14 protein-coding genes, 4 tRNA genes, 3 rRNA genes and 1 riboswitch are annotated in these 21,577 nt (G+C 53.8%); of the genes, 4 read left to right on the forward strand and 17 right to left on the reverse strand.

The window, feature by feature from the left end; translation table 11 throughout:
- Nucleotides 1-181: 181 nt before the first annotated feature.
- A complete protein-coding gene (locus KGP17_RS26225) occupies nucleotides 182-1,705 on the forward strand; it encodes a YifB family Mg chelatase-like AAA ATPase (protein WP_223498609.1) in 1,524 nt (507 codons plus the stop codon).
- A 28-nt stretch (nucleotides 1,706-1,733) separates the two neighbouring features.
- On the opposite strand, the gene KGP17_RS26230 is transcribed toward KGP17_RS26225, so the two are convergent.
- Nucleotides 1,734-2,072, reverse strand: a complete 339-nt coding sequence (locus tag KGP17_RS26230; protein WP_021181829.1) for a DUF413 domain-containing protein — start codon at nucleotides 2,070-2,072, stop codon at nucleotides 1,734-1,736.
- Nucleotides 2,073-2,191: 119 nt separating this feature from the next.
- On the opposite strand from KGP17_RS26230, the gene hdfR reads away from it, so the two are divergent.
- Nucleotides 2,192-3,019: an HTH-type transcriptional regulator HdfR gene (gene hdfR, locus KGP17_RS26235; RefSeq protein ID WP_021807365.1), complete on the forward strand. Its 828-nt coding sequence runs from the start codon at nucleotides 2,192-2,194 to the stop codon at nucleotides 3,017-3,019.
- A 4-nt stretch (nucleotides 3,020-3,023) separates the two neighbouring features.
- On the opposite strand, the gene yjfF is transcribed toward hdfR, so the two are convergent.
- The 13 genes from yjfF to btuB form a co-directional block, all read right to left on the reverse strand.
- Nucleotides 3,024-4,016 carry a galactofuranose ABC transporter, permease protein YjfF gene (yjfF, locus tag KGP17_RS26240; protein WP_037376500.1) on the reverse strand — a complete coding sequence of 331 codons (993 nt, stop codon included), beginning with the start codon at nucleotides 4,014-4,016 and terminating at the stop codon, nucleotides 3,024-3,026.
- Nucleotides 4,013-5,014, reverse strand: coding sequence for a galactofuranose ABC transporter, ATP-binding protein YtfT (gene ytfT, locus KGP17_RS26245; RefSeq protein WP_223498610.1), 1,002 nt, complete (start codon nucleotides 5,012-5,014; stop codon nucleotides 4,013-4,015). The genes yjfF and ytfT overlap by 4 nt, the downstream gene beginning before the upstream one ends.
- 17 nt (nucleotides 5,015-5,031) lie before the next feature.
- Complete coding sequence (gene ytfR / locus KGP17_RS26250) at nucleotides 5,032-6,546, reverse strand: galactofuranose ABC transporter, ATP-binding protein YtfR (protein WP_209555382.1); 1,515 nt, start codon at nucleotides 6,544-6,546, stop codon at nucleotides 5,032-5,034.
- Nucleotides 6,547-6,568: 22 nt separating this feature from the next.
- Nucleotides 6,569-7,525, reverse strand: coding sequence for a galactofuranose ABC transporter, galactofuranose-binding protein YtfQ (ytfQ, locus tag KGP17_RS26255; protein WP_021807362.1), 957 nt, complete (start codon nucleotides 7,523-7,525; stop codon nucleotides 6,569-6,571).
- Between the two features lie 297 nt (nucleotides 7,526-7,822).
- A tRNA-Trp gene (locus KGP17_RS26260) sits at nucleotides 7,823-7,898 on the reverse strand.
- Between the two features lie 53 nt (nucleotides 7,899-7,951).
- Nucleotides 7,952-8,028, reverse strand: a tRNA-Asp gene (locus KGP17_RS26265).
- A gap of 94 nt (nucleotides 8,029-8,122) precedes the next feature.
- Nucleotides 8,123-8,238, reverse strand: a 5S ribosomal RNA gene (rrf, locus tag KGP17_RS26270).
- Between the two features lie 102 nt (nucleotides 8,239-8,340).
- Nucleotides 8,341-11,248 (reverse strand): 23S ribosomal RNA (locus KGP17_RS26275).
- Between the two features lie 220 nt (nucleotides 11,249-11,468).
- Nucleotides 11,469-11,544: transfer RNA gene (locus KGP17_RS26280), tRNA-Ala, on the reverse strand.
- Between the two features lie 108 nt (nucleotides 11,545-11,652).
- Nucleotides 11,653-11,729 (reverse strand) — tRNA-Ile (locus KGP17_RS26285).
- A 75-nt stretch (nucleotides 11,730-11,804) separates the two neighbouring features.
- Nucleotides 11,805-13,345 (reverse strand): 16S ribosomal RNA (locus KGP17_RS26290).
- Together the 16S, 23S and 5S rRNA genes with 4 tRNA genes alongside form the textbook arrangement of a ribosomal RNA operon.
- A 415-nt stretch (nucleotides 13,346-13,760) precedes the next feature.
- On the reverse strand, nucleotides 13,761-14,624 hold the full coding sequence (gene murI, locus KGP17_RS26295) for a glutamate racemase (RefSeq protein WP_037376430.1): 864 nt from the start codon (nucleotides 14,622-14,624) through the stop codon (nucleotides 13,761-13,763).
- A complete protein-coding gene (gene btuB / locus KGP17_RS26300; RefSeq protein ID WP_037376431.1) occupies nucleotides 14,569-16,449 on the reverse strand; it encodes a TonB-dependent vitamin B12 receptor BtuB in 1,881 nt (626 codons plus the stop codon). Before btuB ends, murI begins: the two co-directional genes overlap by 56 nt.
- Nucleotides 16,450-16,522: 73 nt before the next feature.
- Nucleotides 16,523-16,738: riboswitch (cobalamin riboswitch) on the reverse strand.
- A gap of 120 nt (nucleotides 16,739-16,858) precedes the next feature.
- On the opposite strand from btuB, the gene trmA reads away from it, so the two are divergent.
- Nucleotides 16,859-17,959, forward strand: coding sequence for a tRNA (uridine(54)-C5)-methyltransferase TrmA (trmA, locus tag KGP17_RS26305; RefSeq protein ID WP_021807206.1), 1,101 nt, complete (start codon nucleotides 16,859-16,861; stop codon nucleotides 17,957-17,959).
- Nucleotides 17,960-18,023: 64 nt separating this feature from the next.
- Here the strand turns inward: trmA and KGP17_RS26310 are convergent, their stop codons facing one another.
- On the reverse strand, nucleotides 18,024-18,386 hold the full coding sequence (locus KGP17_RS26310; RefSeq protein WP_021807207.1) for a YijD family membrane protein: 363 nt from the start codon (nucleotides 18,384-18,386) through the stop codon (nucleotides 18,024-18,026).
- A 13-nt stretch (nucleotides 18,387-18,399) separates the two neighbouring features.
- A complete protein-coding gene (gene fabR / locus KGP17_RS26315) occupies nucleotides 18,400-19,032 on the reverse strand; it encodes an HTH-type transcriptional repressor FabR (protein WP_024482854.1) in 633 nt (210 codons plus the stop codon).
- A 214-nt stretch (nucleotides 19,033-19,246) separates the two neighbouring features.
- Here fabR and sthA point away from each other — a divergent pair, with 214 nt between their 5' ends.
- Entirely contained in the window at nucleotides 19,247-20,644 is a 1,398-nt protein-coding gene (sthA, locus tag KGP17_RS26320; protein WP_021807209.1) for a Si-specific NAD(P)(+) transhydrogenase, read from the forward strand.
- Here sthA and oxyR read toward each other — a convergent pair.
- Complete coding sequence (gene oxyR, locus KGP17_RS26325; RefSeq protein ID WP_021181915.1) at nucleotides 20,627-21,544, reverse strand: DNA-binding transcriptional regulator OxyR; 918 nt, start codon at nucleotides 21,542-21,544, stop codon at nucleotides 20,627-20,629. The two genes, sthA and oxyR, sit on opposite strands and share 18 nt — an antisense overlap.
- Between the last annotated feature and the right edge of the window lie 33 nt (nucleotides 21,545-21,577).

A 21,577-nucleotide genomic window follows, 5' to 3' on the forward strand; every position in this document is an offset into this window, starting at 1 on the left:
GTTGCAACCTTGTGGTAATTGTTAAGGGGTATTACAGCGAAATGCGTGCCGGCTCGAAAAACACCACTAACCTGATGAAATAAATTACTTTTAATTTTGTAGCACTACGCAAGTTGACGATGAATAGAGCGCAGCTATCGGTCCGTTCCCGCATCATGTTGCCTTCAGCGAGGAGAGCAATATGTCACTGGCGGTAATCTATACCCGTGCCACGATCGGCGTGCAGGCACCTTCGGTCATGGTTGAAGTCCATATCAGCAACGGATTACCCGGCCTCACGCTGGTCGGTCTACCGGAAACCACGGTGAAAGAAGCCCGTGACCGGGTGCGCAGCGCACTGATCAACAACGGCTTCACCTTTCCGGCCAAACGCATCACCGTCAATCTGGCACCCGCCGATTTGCCTAAGGAAGGGGGGCGCTATGATTTACCCATTGCGCTGGCCATTCTGGCGGCCTCAGAACAGTTGCCAGCAGATAAGTTGGCGCACTATGAGTTCCTGGGTGAATTGGCGCTTTCTGGCGCATTGAGGGCGGTGCACGGCGCCATTCCGGCGGCAATAGCGGCAGCCGAGGCCAAGCGTGAGCTGATCCTCGCAGCGGCCAACGGCAAAGAGGCAGGGTTGCTTCCCAACAGCACGACCCGAGTTGCGGAACATTTGCTTGAGGTTTGCGCTTTTTTGCAAGGTAAGGGTGAGCTGCCGATCGCCGTAGCGCCCCCTCCGGCCGCCACGTCAACGGAAACTGCCGACCTGCAGGAAGTCATTGGCCAGGAGCAGGCAAAACGAGCGTTGGAAATTGCCGCGGCCGGGGGCCACAACCTATTGCTGCTTGGCCCTCCGGGCACCGGAAAAACCATGCTGGCCAGCCGCCTCAACGGTTTGCTGCCGCCGTTAAGCGATCGGGAGGCGTTGGAAAGCGTGGCCGTTGCCAGCTTATTGCATCACCCTGATGAAACCCTGCCATGGCGACAGCGGCCGTTTCGTGCCCCGCATCACAGCGCTTCGATGGCTGCACTGGTTGGAGGTGGTTCCTTGCCACGGCCAGGGGAAATCTCCATGGCGCACAACGGCGTGCTATTTCTGGATGAGTTACCGGAATTTGAACGGCGAGTATTGGATGCGCTGCGTGAGCCGCTGGAATCCGGTGAAATCGTCATCTCACGCGCTAGTGCCAAGGTACGCTTCCCAGCCAGGGTGCAGCTGATTGCAGCGATGAACCCCAGCCCAACCGGACACTATCAGGGCATACACAACCGCACGCCACCGCAGCAGATTTTGCGCTACCTCGGCAGGCTCTCTGGCCCCTTCCTCGATCGATTTGATTTGTCGATTGAGGTGCCACTGCTGCCACCAGGCGTACTGGCCAAGCAGCACCATGCGGGGGAAAGCAGCCAACAGGTACGTCAACGGGTGCTGGTGGCGCGCGAGCGGCAGCTGGCACGTGCAGGTAAAGTGAATGCGCTGTTGAGTAACCGCGAGGTGGATCGGGATTGCCATTTACCTGCAGCGGAAGCGGAGTTTTTAGAAAGAACGCTGAGCCAACTGGGATTATCGGTTCGAGCCTGGCATCGCATCCTGAAAGTGGCACGCACACTGGCCGATTTGACGGGGGAACAACAGATTGATAAACGCCATCTCAGCGAAGCGCTCAGCTATCGCAGTATGGATCGCCTGCTGCTGCAGTTACACCGCAGCCTGGAATAAAAATTGGGGCCGAATGGCCCCATGATGATCAATCGTCGCTTTCAGTGTAGTCTTCTACCGCATCAGCCTGCGGCTTGCCACCTGACAACGTATGGAATTTTTTCGGGCGGCGGGTGCGCGCCAGATATTTAGACCATACTTTTTCTTGCTCGGTTACCGGTTCACGCTCACCGCGACACACTGCAACGAACAACTGTTCTTCTTCAGTGGCTGGCTGGCGTTTGCCGGCATCCAACTCGTTGAACGCATACCCGAAACGCTCTAGCAATTGCGCTTCTTTAATGGTGAAATCGCCGTGACGGGAGAACCCGCGAGGATAGTTTTTATTATCAAAAAAACGACTGTTGGTGGTGAAGCTATCCGCCATCTGACACGCTCCTAATTCTCTCATGGCCGTGCTGTTTATGGCGCGGAGTATTAGATAGGCTTGACATCGTGTAAAACAAAACATTTAAATCTTAACGATAAAAAATTTTGGAGATTGGTGTGGACACCGAATTACTGAAAACCTTTTTGGAGGTCAGTAGAACGCGACACTTTGGCCGCGCAGCGGAATCCCTGTACTTAACGCAGTCTGCGGTGAGTTTCCGTATCCGTCAGCTTGAAACTCAATTAGGGGCGAATTTATTCACCCGCCACCGCAACAACATCCGCCTGACACCAGCAGGAGAGCGGCTGTTGCCCTATGCCGAGAGCCTGATGAACACTTGGCAGTTAGCAAAGAAAGAGGTGGTGCGATCGCTACAGCACAGCGAACTTTCGATCGGCGCCACCGCGTCGCTATGGGAAGCTTACCTCACGCCCTGGCTGCAATCTCTCTACCAGCAGCGGGAGGCCTTGCAGCTCGAAGCCAGGGTGGCTCTGCGCCATTCTTTGGTGAAACAGCTACATGAAAGACAGCTCGATTTGCTAATCACCACCGAACCGCCAAAGATGGATGAGCTGGCCAGCCAGCTGTTGGGTAACTTCTCGCTACGCCTGTTTTCCTCATCGCTACGCGATAAATCCGCCCCCATGCCTTACATCAAACTGGAATGGGGTGCCGATTTTCACCAACAGGAAGCCCGCATGCTTGAGGGCGACAGCATGCCCGTGTTGACCACCACTTCGGCACATCTGACGCGTCAATTGCTGGAAACAACCGGTGGCTGTGCATTTCTCCCCAGCCAGTGGGAAAAAGAGTACCCTCAGTTGATCGCCGTTGCTGACGCCCAGCCGATCATCCGCCCGCTTTATGCCGTCTGGCTGCAAAACAGCGACCAGCAGCCGTTAATCCGCCAACTGCTGAAAATACCTTTAAATACCGCAACCTGAGCCGCTATGACGGCTTCAGGCGTGGATGGCGGGGTTTTGCCCGTCTGGTCTGCCAAAAGGCGCTCATCGCCTTCTGGAGGCCGATAAAGCAGAACAGCAGGATGCCGATGACGATTTTGGTCCACCAGGAGCTGAGCGAGCCATCGAAAGTGATGTAACTCTGGATTAGGCCCTGGATCAGCACGCCAAACAGGGTACCCAAGATGGTGCCGACACCACCGGTCAGCAACGTTCCCCCAATGACGACCGCCGCAATGGCATCCAGTTCGACACCGCTGGCAGCTAGAGCGTAACCGGCGGAAGTGTATAGCGAGAAAATTATGCCAGAGAGGGCTGCCAGCGTACTGGAAAGCATGTAAATCTGGATGGTGGTACGCCTTACCGGCACCCCCATCAAGGCAGCGGAGACCGGATTGCCGCCAATGGCATAGACGTTATGGCCAAAACGGGTGCGATGCGCCAGGATCATGCCAATCGCCACAACTAGCAGCATCACCAGCGCCAATAAGGTAAATCGGCCACCACCGGGGACTTTCCAGGCATAGTTTGCCAGCGTGGCATACAGCGGGTGATCGATCGGCAAAGACTCTTCTGACACGATAAAACTCATGCCGCGCACGAAGAACATCCCCGCGAGCGTTATGATAAATGCAGGTAATTTCAGCACGTCAATGATCCAACCCATCAGCGCACCAAACGAGGCCCCCATCAGCAAGGCAATGACAAATGCATAACCTGGAGCAATACCATAAGTGCCAATCAGCTTGGCCAGCAGTACGCCGGTAAAGGCGATCACTGAGCCCACCGAAAGATCGATACCCCCTGAAAGGATCACAAAGGTCATGCCCACGGCCACAATGCCGAGAAAGGCGTTGTCGGTCAGCAGATCGCACCAGACGCGGGTGGAAGCGAAGCTGGGGAATTGGCTAAGGCAAAAGGCATAGCCCAGCAGGAAAACCGCGATAGTGATCAATAGGGGAAGGTTACGTTTCATCATGATTTCCGTCTCCGCCACAGCCGCTGTAATGACACACTGGGGGATTGCACCAGCAACACGGCTAATACCACCACCGCTTTCAACACCAGGTTAAACTCCGGTTTATAGCCCGAAAGCAGAATTCCAGTATTCATGCCCTGAATGATTAGCGCCCCCACCACCGAGAGCAACAGATTAAAACGCCCGCCCAGCAGTGACCCACCACCAATCACCACGGCCAGGATCGCATCCAGTTCGAGCCACAGGCCCGCATTGTTGGCATCCGCACCACGGATATCCGCCGTGACGATAACCCCTGCCACCGCCGCGCACAGGCCGCAAATGATATACACCGCAATAATCACCCAGCGAGTACTGACGCCAGCATTACGTGCCGAGCGCAAATTGATACCGACCGCCTCAATAAACAGCCCCAAAGCGGTTTTGCGTGTCAGTAACCAAATCAGCAGCAGCATCATGGCAGCAATGATCACCGGCATCGGCAGATACATCAGTGAACCACTGCCGAGCTTGGCTAATCCTTCACTTTCAAAGGTGACGATTTGCCCTTCGGTAATCAACTGCGCGATACCGCGCCCGGCCACCATCAGCATCAAGGTGGCGACGATCGGCTGGATTTGCAGCACCGCCACCAGGAAACCGTTCCACAGGCCACACAGTGCCCCAACCGCTAATGCGGCCCCCAGGATGTAAGCTAATGGGTAGCCAGCGCTAGTCATGGTGGCAGCGGTCGCCCCGGCAATCGCCATCACCGCACCGACGGAGAGATCGATCCCACCGGTAGCGATCACTAGCGTCATACCCAAGGCAAGCAGCGCAACGGGGGCACCGCGATTAAAAATATCAATCACGCTGCCGAACAGGCGGCCATCCTGGATATGAATTGAAAAGAAATGGGGGGCGACCAGGCTATCGATAAGCAAAATCACCGCCAGCGCCCCCAGCTGCGTCGCTCCGGCGGGCATTACCCACCTTACTTTGCGCGGTCCACCGGTCATGGGAAAACTCCTGTGGTTCATGCTGCCCCCTGTTGCACGGCAATGGCCTGCATAATGGCGGGAACCGTAATGGCATCATGCTCAAGCTGCGCCACATGTTTTCTATCGCGTAATACCACGATGCGATCGGCATAGCCTGCCAGCTCCTCCAGTTCGGAGGAGATCACCAGCAGCGCCAACCCTTCATCACAGAGCCGTTCAATCAGGCGGATAATTTCCGCATGGGCTCCTACGTCAATGCCACGGGTTGGCTCATCCAGGATCAGGAAACGGGGTTTAGTCGCCAGCCAGCGGGAAAGCAGCACCTTCTGCTGGTTACCGCCGGAAAGGTACTGGATTTGCTGCTCCGGCCCCGGTGTGCGGATCCCCAGCAGTTTGATGAAATCCTCCGCAATTCGGGTTTGCTCACGCAAAGGGATAGGCCGTAACCAGCCACGCTGCGCCTGCAATGCCAGAATGATGTTTTCCCTTACCGTGGCCGCGCCGACAATACCGTCGGTCTTACGATCTTCTGGGCAATAGCCAAATCCCAGGCTGGCCGCTTTACGGGGGGTAGGGATCGCCACCGTTTTGCCCTCAACCTTCGCTGTACCTTTATCCCGAGCCTTAATGCCGAAGATCAGTTGTGCCGTCTCAGTACGCCCCGATCCCAATAAACCAGCCAGACCAACTATTTCTCCAGGCCGGATCGCCAGATCAAAGGGCTCAACCATGCCGCGTCGGCCATAACCGCTAAACTCCACTAACGGCGGAGCCTGCACGGCCTGATGTTCGCTGCGTTTGAGCAACGTCTCATCAAAACTGTGGCCAAGCATCATCTGTACCAACTCGAGCCGTGGCAACTCGGCGGTGACACGGGTCCCGACCAGCTTGCCGTTACGCAACACAGTAATACGATCGCTGATGCGGTAAACCTGTTCGAGAAAATGGGTGACGAAGATCATCCCCATTCCCTGAGATCGCAGCTGGCTAAGAATATCCAGCAGCATGGTGACTTCCTTGGCATCCAGGCTGGCGGTGGGTTCATCTAGGATAAGCACCTTGGCGGAGAGATCGACGGCGCGAGCAATCGCGACAATTTGCTGAATGGCGATAGAGTAGTTACCCAGCGGCTGGCTGACATCCAGCGGTAATCCATACCCTTCCAGCAGCTTACGGGCATTACGCAACAGGGTTTTTTGATCGATTAGGCCAAAGCGGGTGGGTTCGCGTCCGATAAACAGATTAGCGGCCACCGAGATATTAGGCAGCAGGTTAACTTCCTGATAGACGGTGCCAATCCCCAACGATTGCGCCTGGGCCGTATTCTGTGGCGCAATCGCGGTGCCTTCTAGCCAGACCTCACCGGCGGAGCGTTGGTAAACACCGGTTAATGCCTTAATCAGCGTGGACTTACCCGCGCCGTTTTCCCCAAGAAGCGCCACCACCTCACCGCGTTGTAGTGTGAAATCAACCTGCTCCAGCGCTTTTACACCTGGAAACTCCACGGATAACCCGCTTATTGCCAATAATGCTGCCTGAGGTGTGGCCATTATCTGCTCCGCCTGTTAACGATCAATATCCCATGCTTTTCTTCATATCGTATTCCTGTCTGGCCGTTTCAGGCTGCAGCAGTTTCGACTCGGTCTGGATAAATTTCTGTGGCTGTGTGCCGTCTTTTTTCAATGCAATCAAGGCATCAAACGCAGGTCCTGCCATATTTGGCGTCAGTTCAACCGTGGCGTTGGCTTCCCCTTCCATCATTGCTTTAAAGATATCCGGCACGCCGTCGATGGAAACAACCTTGATCTGTGAGCCCGGTTTGAGGCCAGCTTCTTTGATCGCCTGGATGGCACCAATGGCCATATCGTCGTTATGTGCATAGACGGCGCAGATGTTTTTGCCGTTCTGTTCAGCCTTGATAAAGCTTTCCATCACTTCTTTACCCTTGCTGCGAGTAAAGTCACCGGACTGCGAACGGATGATTTTGACGTTGTCGGCAGAGGCAATACCATCCGCAAAGCCTTTCTTGCGGTTAATGGCCACGCTGGCCCCAACGGTGCCTTGCAGTTCCACCACGTTACAGGGCTTGCCCGCAACGGCTTTCACTAGCCATTCGCCTGCGACTTTCCCTTCATGGACGCTGTCAGAGGCGACGGCTGCGGTATACAGCGAGGGATCGTTCACTTCGATCATGCGATCCAGCAGGAAGACCGGAATTTTGGCCTCTTTCGCTTCCTGCAATACCGGAGTCCAACCGGTGGCCACCACCGGCGCAATGAAGATGGCGTCAACGCCCTGAGCAATAAAGGATCTCACCGCCTTGATCTGGTTTTCCTGCTTTTGCTGTGCATCGGCGATTTTCAGCGTAATACCCCGTTTTTCCGCCTCCTGTTTCGCCACTTTGGTTTCTGCCGAACGCCATCCTGATTCAGAACCAATCTGAGAAAAGCCGACAACCAAGGGGGCAGCCTGCGCCGCTCCCATCAACACGCCGCTTACGGCGGCCGCTAACAGTAAACGCTTAACCATGTTTTTCTCCTCGCTCTGCCTGAATCGATCAGACAGAGATGGCTGTGGGTATATTCGCTTTCATCGAGTGTGCCCAACAAACTCGTGGGGCTTATAAGGTGTAGTTGAAATACAGACAGGAATGATGAGCGATATCACAGCGCGGGATTACAACCATTTTGTACATAGATACAGCTAGAAATGTCTAAATTGGGAACGATTTCGGCGGGAATTTTGTACGCGCTAGCGGCAGGAATGGCAATTTTAGGCGAGTAGAAAGCAAAAAAAACCCTTCGCTTTCGCAAAGGGTTTCTAATATGGCAGGGGCGGAGAGACTCGAACTCGCGACACCCGGTTTTGGAGACCGGTGCTCTACCAACTGAGCTACGCCCCTAAATTACGCTTAACATTATGCCTGCTAAAGTTAGCAGGCATAATTTAAATAAGTGGCGGAACGGACGGGGCTCGAACCCGCGACCCCCTGCGTGACAGGCAGGTATTCTAACCAACTGAACTACCGCTCCACCGATTCTTTTACGTCGCATCTTTCGATGCTGGCAAAACCACCTGGGTGATTTCGCGCATTACCAGGTGTCATACTGATAACGTTTATTTGATGCCTGGCAGTGTCCTACTCTCGCATGGGGAGACCCCACACTACCATCGGCGCTACGGCGTTTCACTTCTGAGTTCGGCATGGGGTCAGGTGGGACCACCGCGCTATTGCCGCCAGGCAAATTCTGTTTCATTCTTGGCCGTTACTCACGTAACCACCAGAACCAATCTCGGAACTTCGCTGAAAATTGTCGTCTACTCTAAAACACCTTCGGTGTTGTAAGGTTAAGCCTCACGGATCATTAGTACTGGTTAGCTCAATGCATCGCTGCACTTACACACCCAGCCTATCAACGTCTTAGTCTTAAACGTTCCTTCAGGGACCTTAAAGGCCCAGGGAAGACTCATCTCGAGGCAAGTTTCGCGCTTAGATGCTTTCAGCGCTTATCTTTTCCGCACTTAGCTACCGGGCAGTGCCATTGGCATGACAACCCGAACACCAGTGGTGCGTTCACTCCGGTCCTCTCGTACTAGGAGCAACCCCTCTCAATCTTCCAACGCCCACGGCAGATAGGGACCGAACTGTCTCACGACGTTCTAAACCCAGCTCGCGTACCACTTTAAATGGCGAACAGCCATACCCTTGGGACCTACTTCAGCCCCAGGATGTGATGAGCCGACATCGAGGTGCCAAACACCGCCGTCGATATGAACTCTTGGGCGGTATCAGCCTGTTATCCCCGGAGTACCTTTTATCCGTTGAGCGATGGCCCTTCCATTCAGAACCACCGGATCACTAAGACCTACTTTCGTACCTGCTCGAGCCGTCACTCTCGCAGTCAAGCTAGCTTATGCCTTTGCACTAACCTCACGATGTCCGACCGTGATTAGCTAACCTTCGTGCTCCTCCGTTACTCTTTGGGAGGAGACCGCCCCAGTCAAACTACCCACCAGACACTGTCCTCACCCCGGATTACGGGGCCGAGTTAGAACATCAAACATTAAAGGGTGGTATTTCAAGGTTGGCTCCATGCAGACTGGCGTCCACACTTCAAAGCCTCCCACCTATCCTACACATCAAGGCTCAATGTTCAGTGTCAAGCTATAGTAAAGGTTCACGGGGTCTTTCCGTCTTGCCGCGGGTACACTGCATCTTCACAGCGAGTTCAATTTCACTGAGTCTCGGGTGGAGACAGCCTGGCCATCATTACGCCATTCGTGCAGGTCGGAACTTACCCGACAAGGAATTTCGCTACCTTAGGACCGTTATAGTTACGGCCGCCGTTTACTGGGGCTTCGATCAAGAGCTTCGCCTTGCGGCTGACCCCATCAATTAACCTTCCAGCACCGGGCAGGCGTCACACCGTATACGTCCACTTTCGTGTTTGCACAGTGCTGTGTTTTTATTAAACAGTTGCAGCCAGCTGGTATCTGCGACTGGCTTCAGCTCCGAGAGCAAGTCTCTTCACCTACGCGCCAGCGTGCCTTCTCCCGAAGTTACGGCACCATTTTGCCTAGTTCCTTCACCCGAGTTCTCTCAAGCGCCTTGGTATTCTCTACCTGACCACCTGTGTCGGTTTGGGGTACGATTTGATGTTACCTGATGCTTAGAGGCTTTTCCTGGAAGCAGGGCATCAACTACTTCTGCACCGTAGTGCATCGTCATCACGCCTCAGGGTTAGTAAGTAACCGGATTTACCAGGTCACTCCCCCTACACGCTTAAACCGGGACAACCGTCGCCCGGCTAGCCTAGCCTTCTCCGTCCCCCCTTCGCAGTAACACCGAGTACAGGAATATTAACCTGTTTCCCATCGACTACGCCTTTCGGCCTCGCCTTAGGGGTCGACTCACCCTGCCCCGATTAACGTTGGACAGGAACCCTTGGTCTTCCGGCGAGCGGGTTTTTCACCCGCTTTATCGTTACTTATGTCAGCATTCGCACTTCTGATACCTCCAGCAAACCTCACAGTTCACCTTCAACGGCTTACAGAACGCTCCCCTACCCAACAACGCCTAAGCGTCGCTGCCGCAGCTTCGGTGCATGGTTTAGCCCCGTTACATCTTCCGCGCAGGCCGACTCGACCAGTGAGCTATTACGCTTTCTTTAAATGATGGCTGCTTCTAAGCCAACATCCTGGCTGTCTATGCCTTCCCACATCGTTTCCCACTTAACCATGACTTTGGGACCTTAGCTGGCGGTCTGGGTTGTTTCCCTCTTCACGACGGACGTTAGCACCCGCCGTGTGTCTCCCGTGATAACATTCTTCGGTATTCGGAGTTTGCATCGGTTTGGTAAGCCGGGATGGCCCCCTAGCCGAAACAGTGCTCTACCCCCGAAGATGAGTTCACGAGGCGCTACCTAAATAGCTTTCGGGGAGAACCAGCTATCTCCCGGTTTGATTGGCCTTTCACCCCCAGCCACAAGTCATCCGCTAATTTTTCAACATTAGTCGGTTCGGTCCTCCAGTTAGTGTTACCCAACCTTCAACCTGCCCATGGCTAGATCACCGGGTTTCGGGTCTATACCTTGCAACTATTCGCCCAGTTAAGACTCGGTTTCCCTACGGCTCCCCTATACGGTTAACCTTGCTACAAAATATAAGTCGCTGACCCATTATACAAAAGGTACGCAGTCACACCACGAAGGTGCTCCCACTGCTTGTACGTACACGGTTTCAGGTTCTATTTCACTCCCCTCGCCGGGGTTCTTTTCGCCTTTCCCTCACGGTACTGGTTCACTATCGGTCAGTCAGGAGTATTTAGCCTTGGAGGATGGTCCCCCCATATTCAGACAGGATGTCACGTGTCCCGCCCTACTCATCGAACTCACAGTTAATGCATTTTAGTGTACGGGGCTATCACCCTTTGCTGCGCGACTTTCCAGACGCTTCCACTAACACAAGAACTGATTCAGGTTCTGGGCTGTTCCCCGTTCGCTCGCCGCTACTAGGGGAATCTCGGTTGATTTCTTTTCCTCGGGGTACTTAGATGTTTCAGTTCCCCCGGTTCGCCTCGTATGGCTATGTATTCACCATACGATAGTGTGTCGAAACACACTGGGTTTCCCCATTCGGGTATTGCCGGTTATAACGGTTCATATCACCTTACCGACACTTTTCGCAGATTAGCACGCCCTTCATCGCCTCTGACTGCCTAGGCATCCACCGTGTACGCTTAGTCACTTAACCTCACAACCCGAAGGTGTTTCTGTAAACAGAGAACACTGTCGTGCTGTTTATTTGAGAGACTCTATGACAGGTTAATCCTTACCCCAATACTTCTACGGAGGGATAAGTTTCAGCTGTCATGTTTCAATTTTCAGCTTGTTCCAGATTGTTAAAGAGCAAAATACTTCGCAGCATACTGTTGCCAGTACACTCTGAAGTATTATCAAGGACCATATGGATATGGTGGAGCTAAGCGGGATCGAACCGCTGACCTCCTGCGTGCAAGGCAGGCGCTCTCCCAGCTGAGCTATAGCCCCATACAGTCACTTGCAGAAACCTTTATTTACCACTCGCTCAGGCAAGGCATGCTCACTGGACGTTTACGGTGTAAACGTATCGCGTGCAACGCAGCACAAGTGCGAATTTGGTAGGCCTGAGTGGACTTGAACCACCGACCTCACCCTTATCAGGGGTGCGCTCTAACCACCTGAGCTACAAGCCTATAAAGGTATTTCTGCTCGTTACTTTTTCATCAGACAATCTGTGTGGACACTGCACGCAACTGCATATCTTTAGGTAAGGAGGTGATCCAACCGCAGGTTCCCCTACGGTTACCTTGTTACGACTTCACCCCAGTCATGAATCACAAAGTGGTAAGCGCCCTCCCGAAGGTTAAGCTACCTACTTCTTTTGCAACCCACTCCCATGGTGTGACGGGCGGTGTGTACAAGGCCCGGGAACGTATTCACCGTAGCATTCTGATCTACGATTACTAGCGATTCCGACTTCACGGAGTCGAGTTGCAGACTCCGATCCGGACTACGACATACTTTATGAGGTCCGCTTGCTCTCGCGAGTTCGCTTCTCTTTGTATATGCCATTGTAGCACGTGTGTAGCCCTACTCGTAAGGGCCATGATGACTTGACGTCATCCCCACCTTCCTCCGGTTTATCACCGGCAGTCTCCTTTGAGTTCCCGCCATGACGCGCTGGCAACAAAGGATAAGGGTTGCGCTCGTTGCGGGACTTAACCCAACATTTCACAACACGAGCTGACGACAGCCATGCAGCACCTGTCTCACAGTTCCCGAAGGCACCAATCCATCTCTGGAAAGTTCTGTGGATGTCAAGAGTAGGTAAGGTTCTTCGCGTTGCATCGAATTAAACCACATGCTCCACCGCTTGTGCGGGCCCCCGTCAATTCATTTGAGTTTTAACCTTGCGGCCGTACTCCCCAGGCGGTCGACTTAACGCGTTAGCTCCGGAAGCCACGCCTCAAGGGCACAACCTCCAAGTCGACATCGTTTACAGCGTGGACTACCAGGGTATCTAATCCTGTTTGCTCCCCACGCTTTCGCACCTGAGCGTCAGTCTTTGTCCAGGGGGCCGCCTTCGCCACCGGTATTCCTCCAGATCTCTACGCATTTCACCGCTACACCTGGAATTCTACCCCCCTCTACAAGACTCTAGCTTGCCAGTTTCAAATGCAGTTCCCAAGTTAAGCTCGGGGATTTCACATCTGACTTAACAAACCGCCTGCGTGCGCTTTACGCCCAGTAATTCCGATTAACGCTTGCACCCTCCGTATTACCGCGGCTGCTGGCACGGAGTTAGCCGGTGCTTCTTCTGCGAGTAACGTCAATGAACAGTGCTATTAACACCGAACCCTTCCTCCTCGCTGAAAGTGCTTTACAACCCGAAGGCCTTCTTCACACACGCGGCATGGCTGCATCAGGCTTGCGCCCATTGTGCAATATTCCCCACTGCTGCCTCCCGTAGGAGTCTGGACCGTGTCTCAGTTCCAGTGTGGCTGGTCATCCTCTCAGACCAGCTAGGGATCGTCGCCTAGGTGAGCCATTACCTCACCTACTAGCTAATCCCATCTGGGCACATCCGATGGTGTGAGGCCCGAAGGTCCCCCACTTTGGTCCGAAGACGTTATGCGGTATTAGCTACCGTTTCCAGTAGTTATCCCCCTCCATCGGGCAGTTTCCCAGACATTACTCACCCGTCCGCCGCTCGTCACCCAGGAGCAAGCTCCTTGTGCTACCGCTCGACTTGCATGTGTTAGGCCTGCCGCCAGCGTTCAATCTGAGCCATGATCAAACTCTTCAATTAAAAGCTTGATTTGCTGCAACTCGTGCAGCGATGCTCGAAAATTAACTTTCGTAATCATTCATTCGCATGAATGACTGCTTGGTCACTCTTCAAGACTTGATATTTTTTTGCTACCGAAGTAGCTGGATATCGTCTTGTGAGTGCCCACACAGATTGTCTGATAAATTGTTAAAGAGCGTTCGTTACCGTGAAGTTTCTCGGTAACGCGGGAGGTGCATATTACGCTTTCCCGCTGAAGAGTCAACCTTTTTCTCTTGCGAGACGCGGTGTTTTCACCGGGTTGCTTCTTCCTGGCTGGGCGACTTGTTCGTCGTTGTTCCCGGTCAGTGGAGGCGCATTATAGGGAGTTCTCAGAACGCCGCAACCCCTAAATTCATTTTTTTTGCTGACCGTCGAATGTTTAAGCAAAACCCCATTAAAGCGGCAGTTTTTTCAACGATTTAAAGCCATAACCCTGCAAAACGGGCAATAAAGCATCGGTGTCTTCATTCAGCGCCATGCAATACGCCAGATTCTCTTCCTGAGTTGAGACCAGATTTTCCTGATTAGAGATAAGCCAGGCAGCTCTGCGGGCAATTGCCGCACCGGAATCCACCAGACGCGTTCCTTCAGGCAGGACTTGCATCAGCTCTTCAGATAATAGAGGGAAGTGAGTACAGCCCAACACGACCGTGTCCGGAGGCTCGCGCATGCTCAGCCACGGCTGCAATATTTTCTTCAGCGTTGCCAGCGGCACAGGTTCACCATGCAGCTTGGCTTCTGCCAGCTCCACCAGCTCAGAAGAGCCTAACAGCTCAATTTTGCAATCTGTCGCGAAACGCTCGATCAGTTCATGAGTATAAGTACGCTGAACCGTACCGCGCGTGGCCAGTAAACCGACGATACCGTTGGCGGTCAGTTTGGCAGCAGGCTTGATCGCTGGCACCACTCCCACCACCGGGAAAGCAAAACGCTCACGCAGCGCAGGTAAGGAAACGGTACTGGCGGTATTGCAGGCAATGATGACGATTGCCAAAGGATGACGTTCCTGAACCGCACTGACAATTTCCAGCACGCGCTCAACGATGAACTCTTCGGATTTCTCGCCGTAGGGGAATGCCACGTTATCGAAGGCATAGATATAGTGGAGATCCGGCAGCAGTTGCCGAACCTCCTGAAACACTGACAACCCGCCGACGCCGGAATCAAAAACCAGCGCCGTCGGGCGAGGAGCCGCAGTGGCGTTAGAAGGTATAGCTGCCAGTGAGGTAGTACTCTCTTCCTGGGGTAGCGTAGCCATAAGCCGTCTCATAATCTTTATCAAACAGGTTGGCAATTCTACCACGAACTGTCAGCTGAGAGGTTATTGGATATGAGGCGCTCACGTCGACCGTGCTGTAACTCGGCAATACGCGCTGCTCAGGGTTATAAGTAGAAGAGATATTGTCGTAACGCTTGCCGTAGTACTGATACGAGATATCCATGTCCAGGTTGAACATCGTCCAATCCAACTGATATTTGGCCTGACGTTTCGAACGGCGCGCCAGCACCTCATCGGTCTGGTCATTACGCGGATCGATATATTGCAGCGTCAAACGGTGGGTGAACATCCAGGTATCAAAGCTACCGGTCCATTCAACGCCTTTAATCGTTGCCCGATCCACATTGTAATACTGCCCCTGATAGGTCACAGGGTCAGAATCATAGTTGATCAGGTTCTGGATTTTGTAATGGTAAGCAGACAGACGCCAATCCAATGGCCCGGTCAAACCTTCCAGACCCATTTCCCACTGTTTGGACTCTTCCGGCTTGAGGTTGCTGTTGGAATCAATGCCAAAGCGTTTTGAGCCATATTGCTGACCCAATGACGGCGTCAGGAAACCCGTACCATAAGATAAGGTAGCTCGATAGCCATCAACAAACTCCCAACCTGCCGCGGTCTGCCAAGTGCCGTGCCAACCAAAGTCACCTGCCTTGTCTTCACGCCCAGAGGCTTCCAGCGTCACGCTGCCAAACTGCTGTTGACCGCTCAGGTACAGCCCCGTGTTGTCTCTTTTATAGGTATCGGCAAAGGAACTGTCGGAAGAGGTCAGGCGCTGTTGCTGGAAATCGGCACCGGCGGTAACGCTACCGTGCTCGAAAGCATAGGTATTGCCCCATTGCAGGTTACGCTGATCCATATCATCCAGCGTAGTGCTGATGCCATAACGGCCATTCTGGCTGCTGTAGTTGTAATCTTTCTGTTTCTGATAGCTGCCCGTCAGTTGAGAAGAGAAAGCCCCAGACAGGAAACGCAGCCCCATATCATAGGTATGGCTATACAGGCGGTCTTCATCATTACTGTACTTCGGGCTGTAAGGTACACTGCCGACATCGTAGTCCGAGTTATTGGTATAACCATAACCCCGCACGAAGCCTGAGAAATTCTGATTGAACTGCTGTTCCAACCCGCCCCAGAAGCTTTTATTACGGAAACCATCACGATCGCTGTCGACCGAATAAGGCGAGCCTGGCTGCACATTGAAACCGTTGGTCATCTGGTAGCTGCCCGCAACGGTAGCAACAGTGTTATCAAAACGCTGGCGCAAGGCACCATCGTACTGCTGGTATCCTTTAGAACCGATCCCCGCCTGGACTTTTCCGCCCTCTTTATCCGTCTGGGTAATGATGTTGATGACCCCGCCGATGGCACCAGAACCGTAAATGGCAGAGCGCGGCCCACGGATAAACTCCACACGCTGAACCAGCGCCAACGGAACCTGGTTAAAATCGACGCCGTTGCTGATCCCCAGACGGGCCATTGGCACGCCGTCAATCAGAACCAATACATGACGAGCTTCAGTGCCGCGTACCGAGAGGGATGACCCCTGCCCCATACCGCCGTACTGTGAAATATCGACACCGGGCAAACGGCGCATTACATCATTGAGGCTTTTGGCCTGCCAGCGATCGATATCTTCGCGGGTTACCACATCGGCAGGCGCCAATACGGAAGAGACCGGTTGAGGGAAGCGATTGGCGGTCACCACCAGATCATCGCTACTTTTAGCCGTGGTGTTATCTTGCGCCCATCCAGAAAATGCCGTCGCGGAGGAGACCACCGCCAGCAGTGTATTTTTTATCATTGTCATTATAAAAAGCATCCAAACTTCATTGGGGATGCCGCAGGGCCACGGCCGGTAGTTCGCGACGGCTATGGATATTGCGACGTACACCGGTAGGTTTTCGGGCTTGGGATTTGCCGGTTGCCTGTGGCAACCCGCACCGGGCGATGACTTCCCATCCTGCAGTGGACAGTGTCTGCGTCATTTAACGCTATCGCCGTGACTTCCCCATACCGCTGCGCGTCAGCTCCAGATTTGCACTGGATTCCCTTTTCACTCGCTGCTTGAGACCGGACGGCAATGCTACAATCAATGAAAATGGATGTCTAGATTGCCAACAGTGTTGCAAAATAGCACCACAACAAAACTGGACTTCACGGGCTGATTCCCTACAATCCCCGCTGATCCAATTTGCCTGACGAGAGAAACCATGACGCCCGAGAATTTGCCTATTGAACGCTATGACGACCAACTGGCGGAGAAAACAGCCCGCCTGAAGACCATGATGTCACCGTTCACGGCGCCCGAGCCGGAAGTGTTTCGCTCGCCAGTCAGCCACTACCGGATGCGTGCGGAATTCCGCATCTGGCATGATGAGGACGATATGTACCACATCATGTTCGATCAGCAGACCAAGCAGCGTATTCGCGTCGATAGCTTCCCGGCGGCCAGCGAGCTGATTAACCGCCTGATGAGCGCCCTGATGGCGGCCCTCAAGCCCAATCCAGTGCTGCGCCACAAGCTGTTCCAGATCGATTATCTTTCTACGCAGAGCGGTAAGATCATTGCCTCGCTGCTGTATCACCGCAAGCTGGACGAACAATGGCAGCAAGATGCCACTGCGCTGCGTGATGCGTTACGCGCAGACGGCTTCGATGTGCAACTGATTGGCCGCGCCTCGAAGATGAAAATCATGCTGGATCAGGACTACGTCGACGAAGTGCTGCCGGTCGCTGGCCGCGCAATGATTTATCGCCAGGTCGAAAACAGCTTCACCCAGCCAAACGCAGCCATGAACGTGCAAATGCTGGAATGGGCGCTGGATGTCACCCAAGGTTCAAAAGGGGATCTGCTGGAGCTGTATTGCGGTAACGGCAACTTCTCGCTGGCCCTGGCCCGCAACTTCGAGCGGGTATTAGCCACTGAAATTGCCAAGCCTTCGGTGGCGGCGGCGCAGTACAACATCGCGGCCAATAATATCGACAACGTGCAGATTATCCGTATGGCGGCGGAAGACTTCACTCAGGCAATGAACGGCGCTCGCGAGTTCAACCGGTTAAAAGGGATCGATCTGAGCAGCTATAACTGTGAGACGATTTTCGTCGATCCGCCGCGCAGCGGGCTGGATGAGGAAACGGTGAAGATGGTGCAGACCTATCCACGCATCCTTTACATCTCCTGCAACCCGGAGACCCTGTGCGCCAATCTGGATACGCTGCAGACCACGCACAAAATCACTCGCCTGGCTCTATTCGATCAGTTCCCATACACCCATCATATGGAATGTGGCGTATTGCTCGAACGCCGCTGATCTAGACAGGCGCAAAAACCAAAAAAGGCACTCCGCGGAGTGCCTTTTCTCGATAAAACCATTTTTAATGCTGAACAGTGACGGTATTGCGTTTCTTTAATTGAAAACCAATCCAGAGCACCAGCACCACGCAGACAATCGAGGGCAGGAAGTTCGAGCCGATCTGCGGGTATTCCGCACGCACGATCGCGCTATATCCCAGGACGCCCAACAGGAAACAGCCAGCCGCCAGTTTTGGCATACCATCCGGCATTGGCTGGTTCAGGTAACGCTGATGCAGGCAATATACCGCCAACACCAAAGCAATCAACGGGAACGCTGAAAACGACACCACCGAACTGAACAGCGCGGCAAAGGAACCGTTTACGGACAGGCCGGCAATCAACGCCAGCAGTAAAGTACCATTCTCACGGCTTAGTTTTTCCATGACTTTCACCTTGTTATACGTGGGATACAGATGCTTTTTCTTGTTCGCGGCGATACCAGTAATAGGCTCCTTTGGAAATCATCCGCAGTTGCAACACTAACCTTTCTTCGAGCTGCCGCCGTTGTTCAATATCAATATCCAGCGCTTCCGCACCGGCACTGAACACAATCGTCACCATAGCTTCCGCCTGCGCCTCGGTAAAACTACGCGGCATATGGTTTTCCAGCTCAAGGTAATCTGCCAGTTCGGCGATAAAATGTTGGATTTCCCGTGCTACCGCCGCACGAAACGCGGCCGAGGTGCCGGAACGTTCACGCAGCAACAGCCGAAAGGCGTTGGGATTATTGCCGATAAACTCCATAAAGGTCGATACCGACGTGCGGATCACGCTGCCGCCTTTGGCAATACGCTGGCGTGCCTGGCGCATCAATTGGCGCAGCATCAGGCCGCTTTCGTCAACCATGGTGAGCCCAAGCTCATCCACATCGCGAAAATGACGATAGAAAGACGTGGGCGCGATGCCCGCCTCTCGTGAGACTTCACGCAGGCTCAGGCTGGCAAAACTGCGCTCGGCACTCAGTTGGCTGAAAGCCGCCTCAATGAGGGAACGACGAGTGCGTTCTTTTTGTTGTGCTCTGACGCCCATTTGCATATCCGGATGACTTCCCTTCTTCAGTCTAACGCCGCAGAACTGGCAATATAGCAAATTTATTGCAACAGCATTTATACAAACGCGCTTTGTCACAGTTCTAGGCCACACCGATTGTGCTTTGCCACAAAAAGGCTAATGGTAATTGGGCACGCAGCGCTATGATGTTAAGATACCGTTGTAAATTTGTATAAGAACAGGTCTCTCCTACATGCAACAACACTATCAATTTGATGCCATTATCATCGGCTCCGGCCCTGGTGGTGAAGGCGCAGCCATGGGTCTGGTGAAACAAGGTGCCCGCGTGGCCGTGATCGAACGGTACAATAACGTGGGCGGCGGCTGTACTCACTGGGGAACCATCCCCTCAAAAGCCCTCCGCCACGCCGTCAGCCGCATTATCGAATTCAACCAGAACCCGCTTTACAATAACTCCCGCACCCTTAGTGCCACCTTCCCTGACATTTTACGCCACGCCGACAGCGTGATTAACCAGCAAACGCGCATGCGCCAAGGGTTCTACGAACGTAACCAGTGCAAGCTGTTCGCCGGTAACGCCAAGTTTATCGACGCCAACACCGTCAGCGTAAGCTATATGGATGGCACGCAGGATACCATCCGCGCCGACCATATTGTAATCGCCTGTGGTTCACGCCCTTATCATCCGAACGGCGTTGATTTTAACCACTCGCGCATTTATGACAGCGACTCCATCCTGGAGCTGAACCACGAGCCACGCCACGTAATTATCTACGGCGCTGGGGTGATTGGCTGCGAATATGCTTCTATCTTCCGCGGTTTGAACGTGAAGGTGGATTTGATCAACACCCGCGATCGGCTGCTGGCCTTCCTCGATCAGGAGATGTCAGATTCTCTGTCTTATCACTTCTGGAATAACGGCGTGGTGATCCGCCACAATGAAGAGTTCGAGAAGATCGAGGGTACCGACGATGGCGTGATTGTGCATCTGAAATCCGGCAAGAAAGTGAAGGCCGATTGCCTGCTGTACGCCAATGGCCGTACCGGTAATACCGATGCGCTAGGCCTGGAAAATGTGGGTCTGGAATCAGACAGCCGTGGCCTGCTGAAGGTCAACAGCATGTATCAGACCGCCGTATCCCACATTTATGCCGTGGGTGACGTGATCGGTTATCCGAGTCTGGCGTCTGCCGCTTATGACCAGGGCCGCATCGCCGCTCAGGCCATCTCCTCTGGGGAAGCCAGCGGGCATCTGATCGAAGACATTCCAACGGGCATTTATACCATTCCAGAAATCAGCTCCGTCGGTAAAACCGAGCAGGAACTGACGGCGATGAAAGTGCCCTACGAAGTGGGCCGCGCCCAGTTCAAACACTTGGCCCGGGCGCAGATTGCCGGCATGAACGTGGGTAGCCTGAAGATCCTGTTCCACCGCGATACCTTGCAGATCCTGGGGATCCACTGCTTTGGTGAACGTGCGGCAGAGATCATTCACATCGGTCAGGCGATCATGGAACAGAAAGGTGAAGGTAATACCATCGAGTATTTCGTCAATACCACCTTCAACTATCCGACCATGGCCGAAGCCTACCGTGTAGCAGCGCTAAACGGCTTAAACCGCCTGTTTTAAGTTCGCGTCCAGGTAGTTCTGCATGTGTTCGCGAATAGCCTCGGCCAACTGCTCATAGCGGCTACGCAGCGGGGAGCCGGGGCGATACACCAGAGCAATGGTGCGCTTCGGTTCCGGTTTGTAGCACTCCAGATAGCACACGCCGTCACGCTCGCGTTCACGCGGTACTGCCAAGGCGGGTAACAGCGTTATCCCACTGCCCGCGGCAACCATATTACGCAGCGTTTCCAGACTGGTCGCGCGGAAGTGGGTATCCTCATCCGCACCGGCCTGGAAGCAAAAGCCCAGCGCCTGATCGCGTAAACAGTGGCCATCTTCCAGCATCAGCAGTTTTTCACCCGCCAAATCGGCCATCGCCACGCGTTCACGCTGCGCCCACGGATGGTCGGAATAGACTGCCAATTGCATCGGCTCATCGAACAAAGGCACTTCGATGAAGGCTTCGGTCTCTTTCACCAGGGCAAGAATAGCGCAGTCCAACTTGCCGCTGTCCAGCTGTGCCAGCAGTTGATGGGTTTGTGCTTCGTGCAGGTACATTTCCAACTTGGGAAAGGATTTATGCAGCGTCGGGATAATCTGCGGCAGCAGATAAGGCCCCACGGTAGGGATCAGGCCGATATGCAACGGCCCGGACATCGCCTCCCCCTGCTGGCTGGCCATTTCCTTCAAGACTTTGACTTCGCGTAGCACGGTGCGCGCCTGCTCCACCAGCAGTAAGCCTGCCTGTGTGAAAAGCACCTTACGGCTGGTCCGCTCAAGCAGCATCACGCCCAACTCGTCTTCCAGCTTACGGATCTGCCCACTCAATGTTGGTTGGCTGACATGGCATGAGTCGGCAGCGCGCCGGAAGTGGCGGTGCTCGGCCAAGGCGACCAGATACTCTAAATCACGAATATTCATTGTTGTTTCCCTCCTGGCCATGATAGCTCATGG

This window comes from Serratia sp. JSRIV001 (genome assembly GCF_019968745.1).
Classification (GTDB): Bacteria; Pseudomonadota; Gammaproteobacteria; order Enterobacterales; family Enterobacteriaceae; genus Chania; species Chania fonticola_B.

Excerpts from the sequence above, each read along its gene's own strand:
- fabR (WP_024482854.1), bottom strand. The coding sequence starts at position 19,032 with ATGGGCGTCAGAGCACAACAAAAAGAACGCACTCGTCGTTCCCTCATT.
- ytfR (WP_209555382.1), bottom strand. The coding sequence starts at position 6,546 with ATGGCCACACCTCAGGCAGCATTATTGGCAATAAGCGGGTTATCCGTG.
- murI (WP_037376430.1), bottom strand. The coding sequence starts at position 14,624 with ATGGCTACGCTACCCCAGGAAGAGAGTACTACCTCACTGGCAGCTATA.
- sthA (WP_021807209.1), top strand. The coding sequence starts at position 19,247 with ATGCAACAACACTATCAATTTGATGCCATTATCATCGGCTCCGGCCCT.
- oxyR (WP_021181915.1), bottom strand. The coding sequence starts at position 21,544 with ATGAATATTCGTGATTTAGAGTATCTGGTCGCCTTGGCCGAGCACCGC.
- ytfT (WP_223498610.1), bottom strand. The coding sequence starts at position 5,014 with ATGACCGGTGGACCGCGCAAAGTAAGGTGGGTAATGCCCGCCGGAGCG.
- KGP17_RS26230 (WP_021181829.1), bottom strand. The coding sequence starts at position 2,072 with ATGGCGGATAGCTTCACCACCAACAGTCGTTTTTTTGATAATAAAAAC.
- yjfF (WP_037376500.1), bottom strand. The coding sequence starts at position 4,016 with ATGATGAAACGTAACCTTCCCCTATTGATCACTATCGCGGTTTTCCTG.
- btuB (WP_037376431.1), bottom strand. The coding sequence starts at position 16,449 with ATGATAAAAAATACACTGCTGGCGGTGGTCTCCTCCGCGACGGCATTT.
- ytfQ (WP_021807362.1), bottom strand. The coding sequence starts at position 7,525 with ATGGTTAAGCGTTTACTGTTAGCGGCCGCCGTAAGCGGCGTGTTGATG.
- KGP17_RS26310 (WP_021807207.1), bottom strand. The coding sequence starts at position 18,386 with ATGGAAAAACTAAGCCGTGAGAATGGTACTTTACTGCTGGCGTTGATT.
- trmA (WP_021807206.1), top strand. The coding sequence starts at position 16,859 with ATGACGCCCGAGAATTTGCCTATTGAACGCTATGACGACCAACTGGCG.
- KGP17_RS26225 (WP_223498609.1), top strand. The coding sequence starts at position 182 with ATGTCACTGGCGGTAATCTATACCCGTGCCACGATCGGCGTGCAGGCA.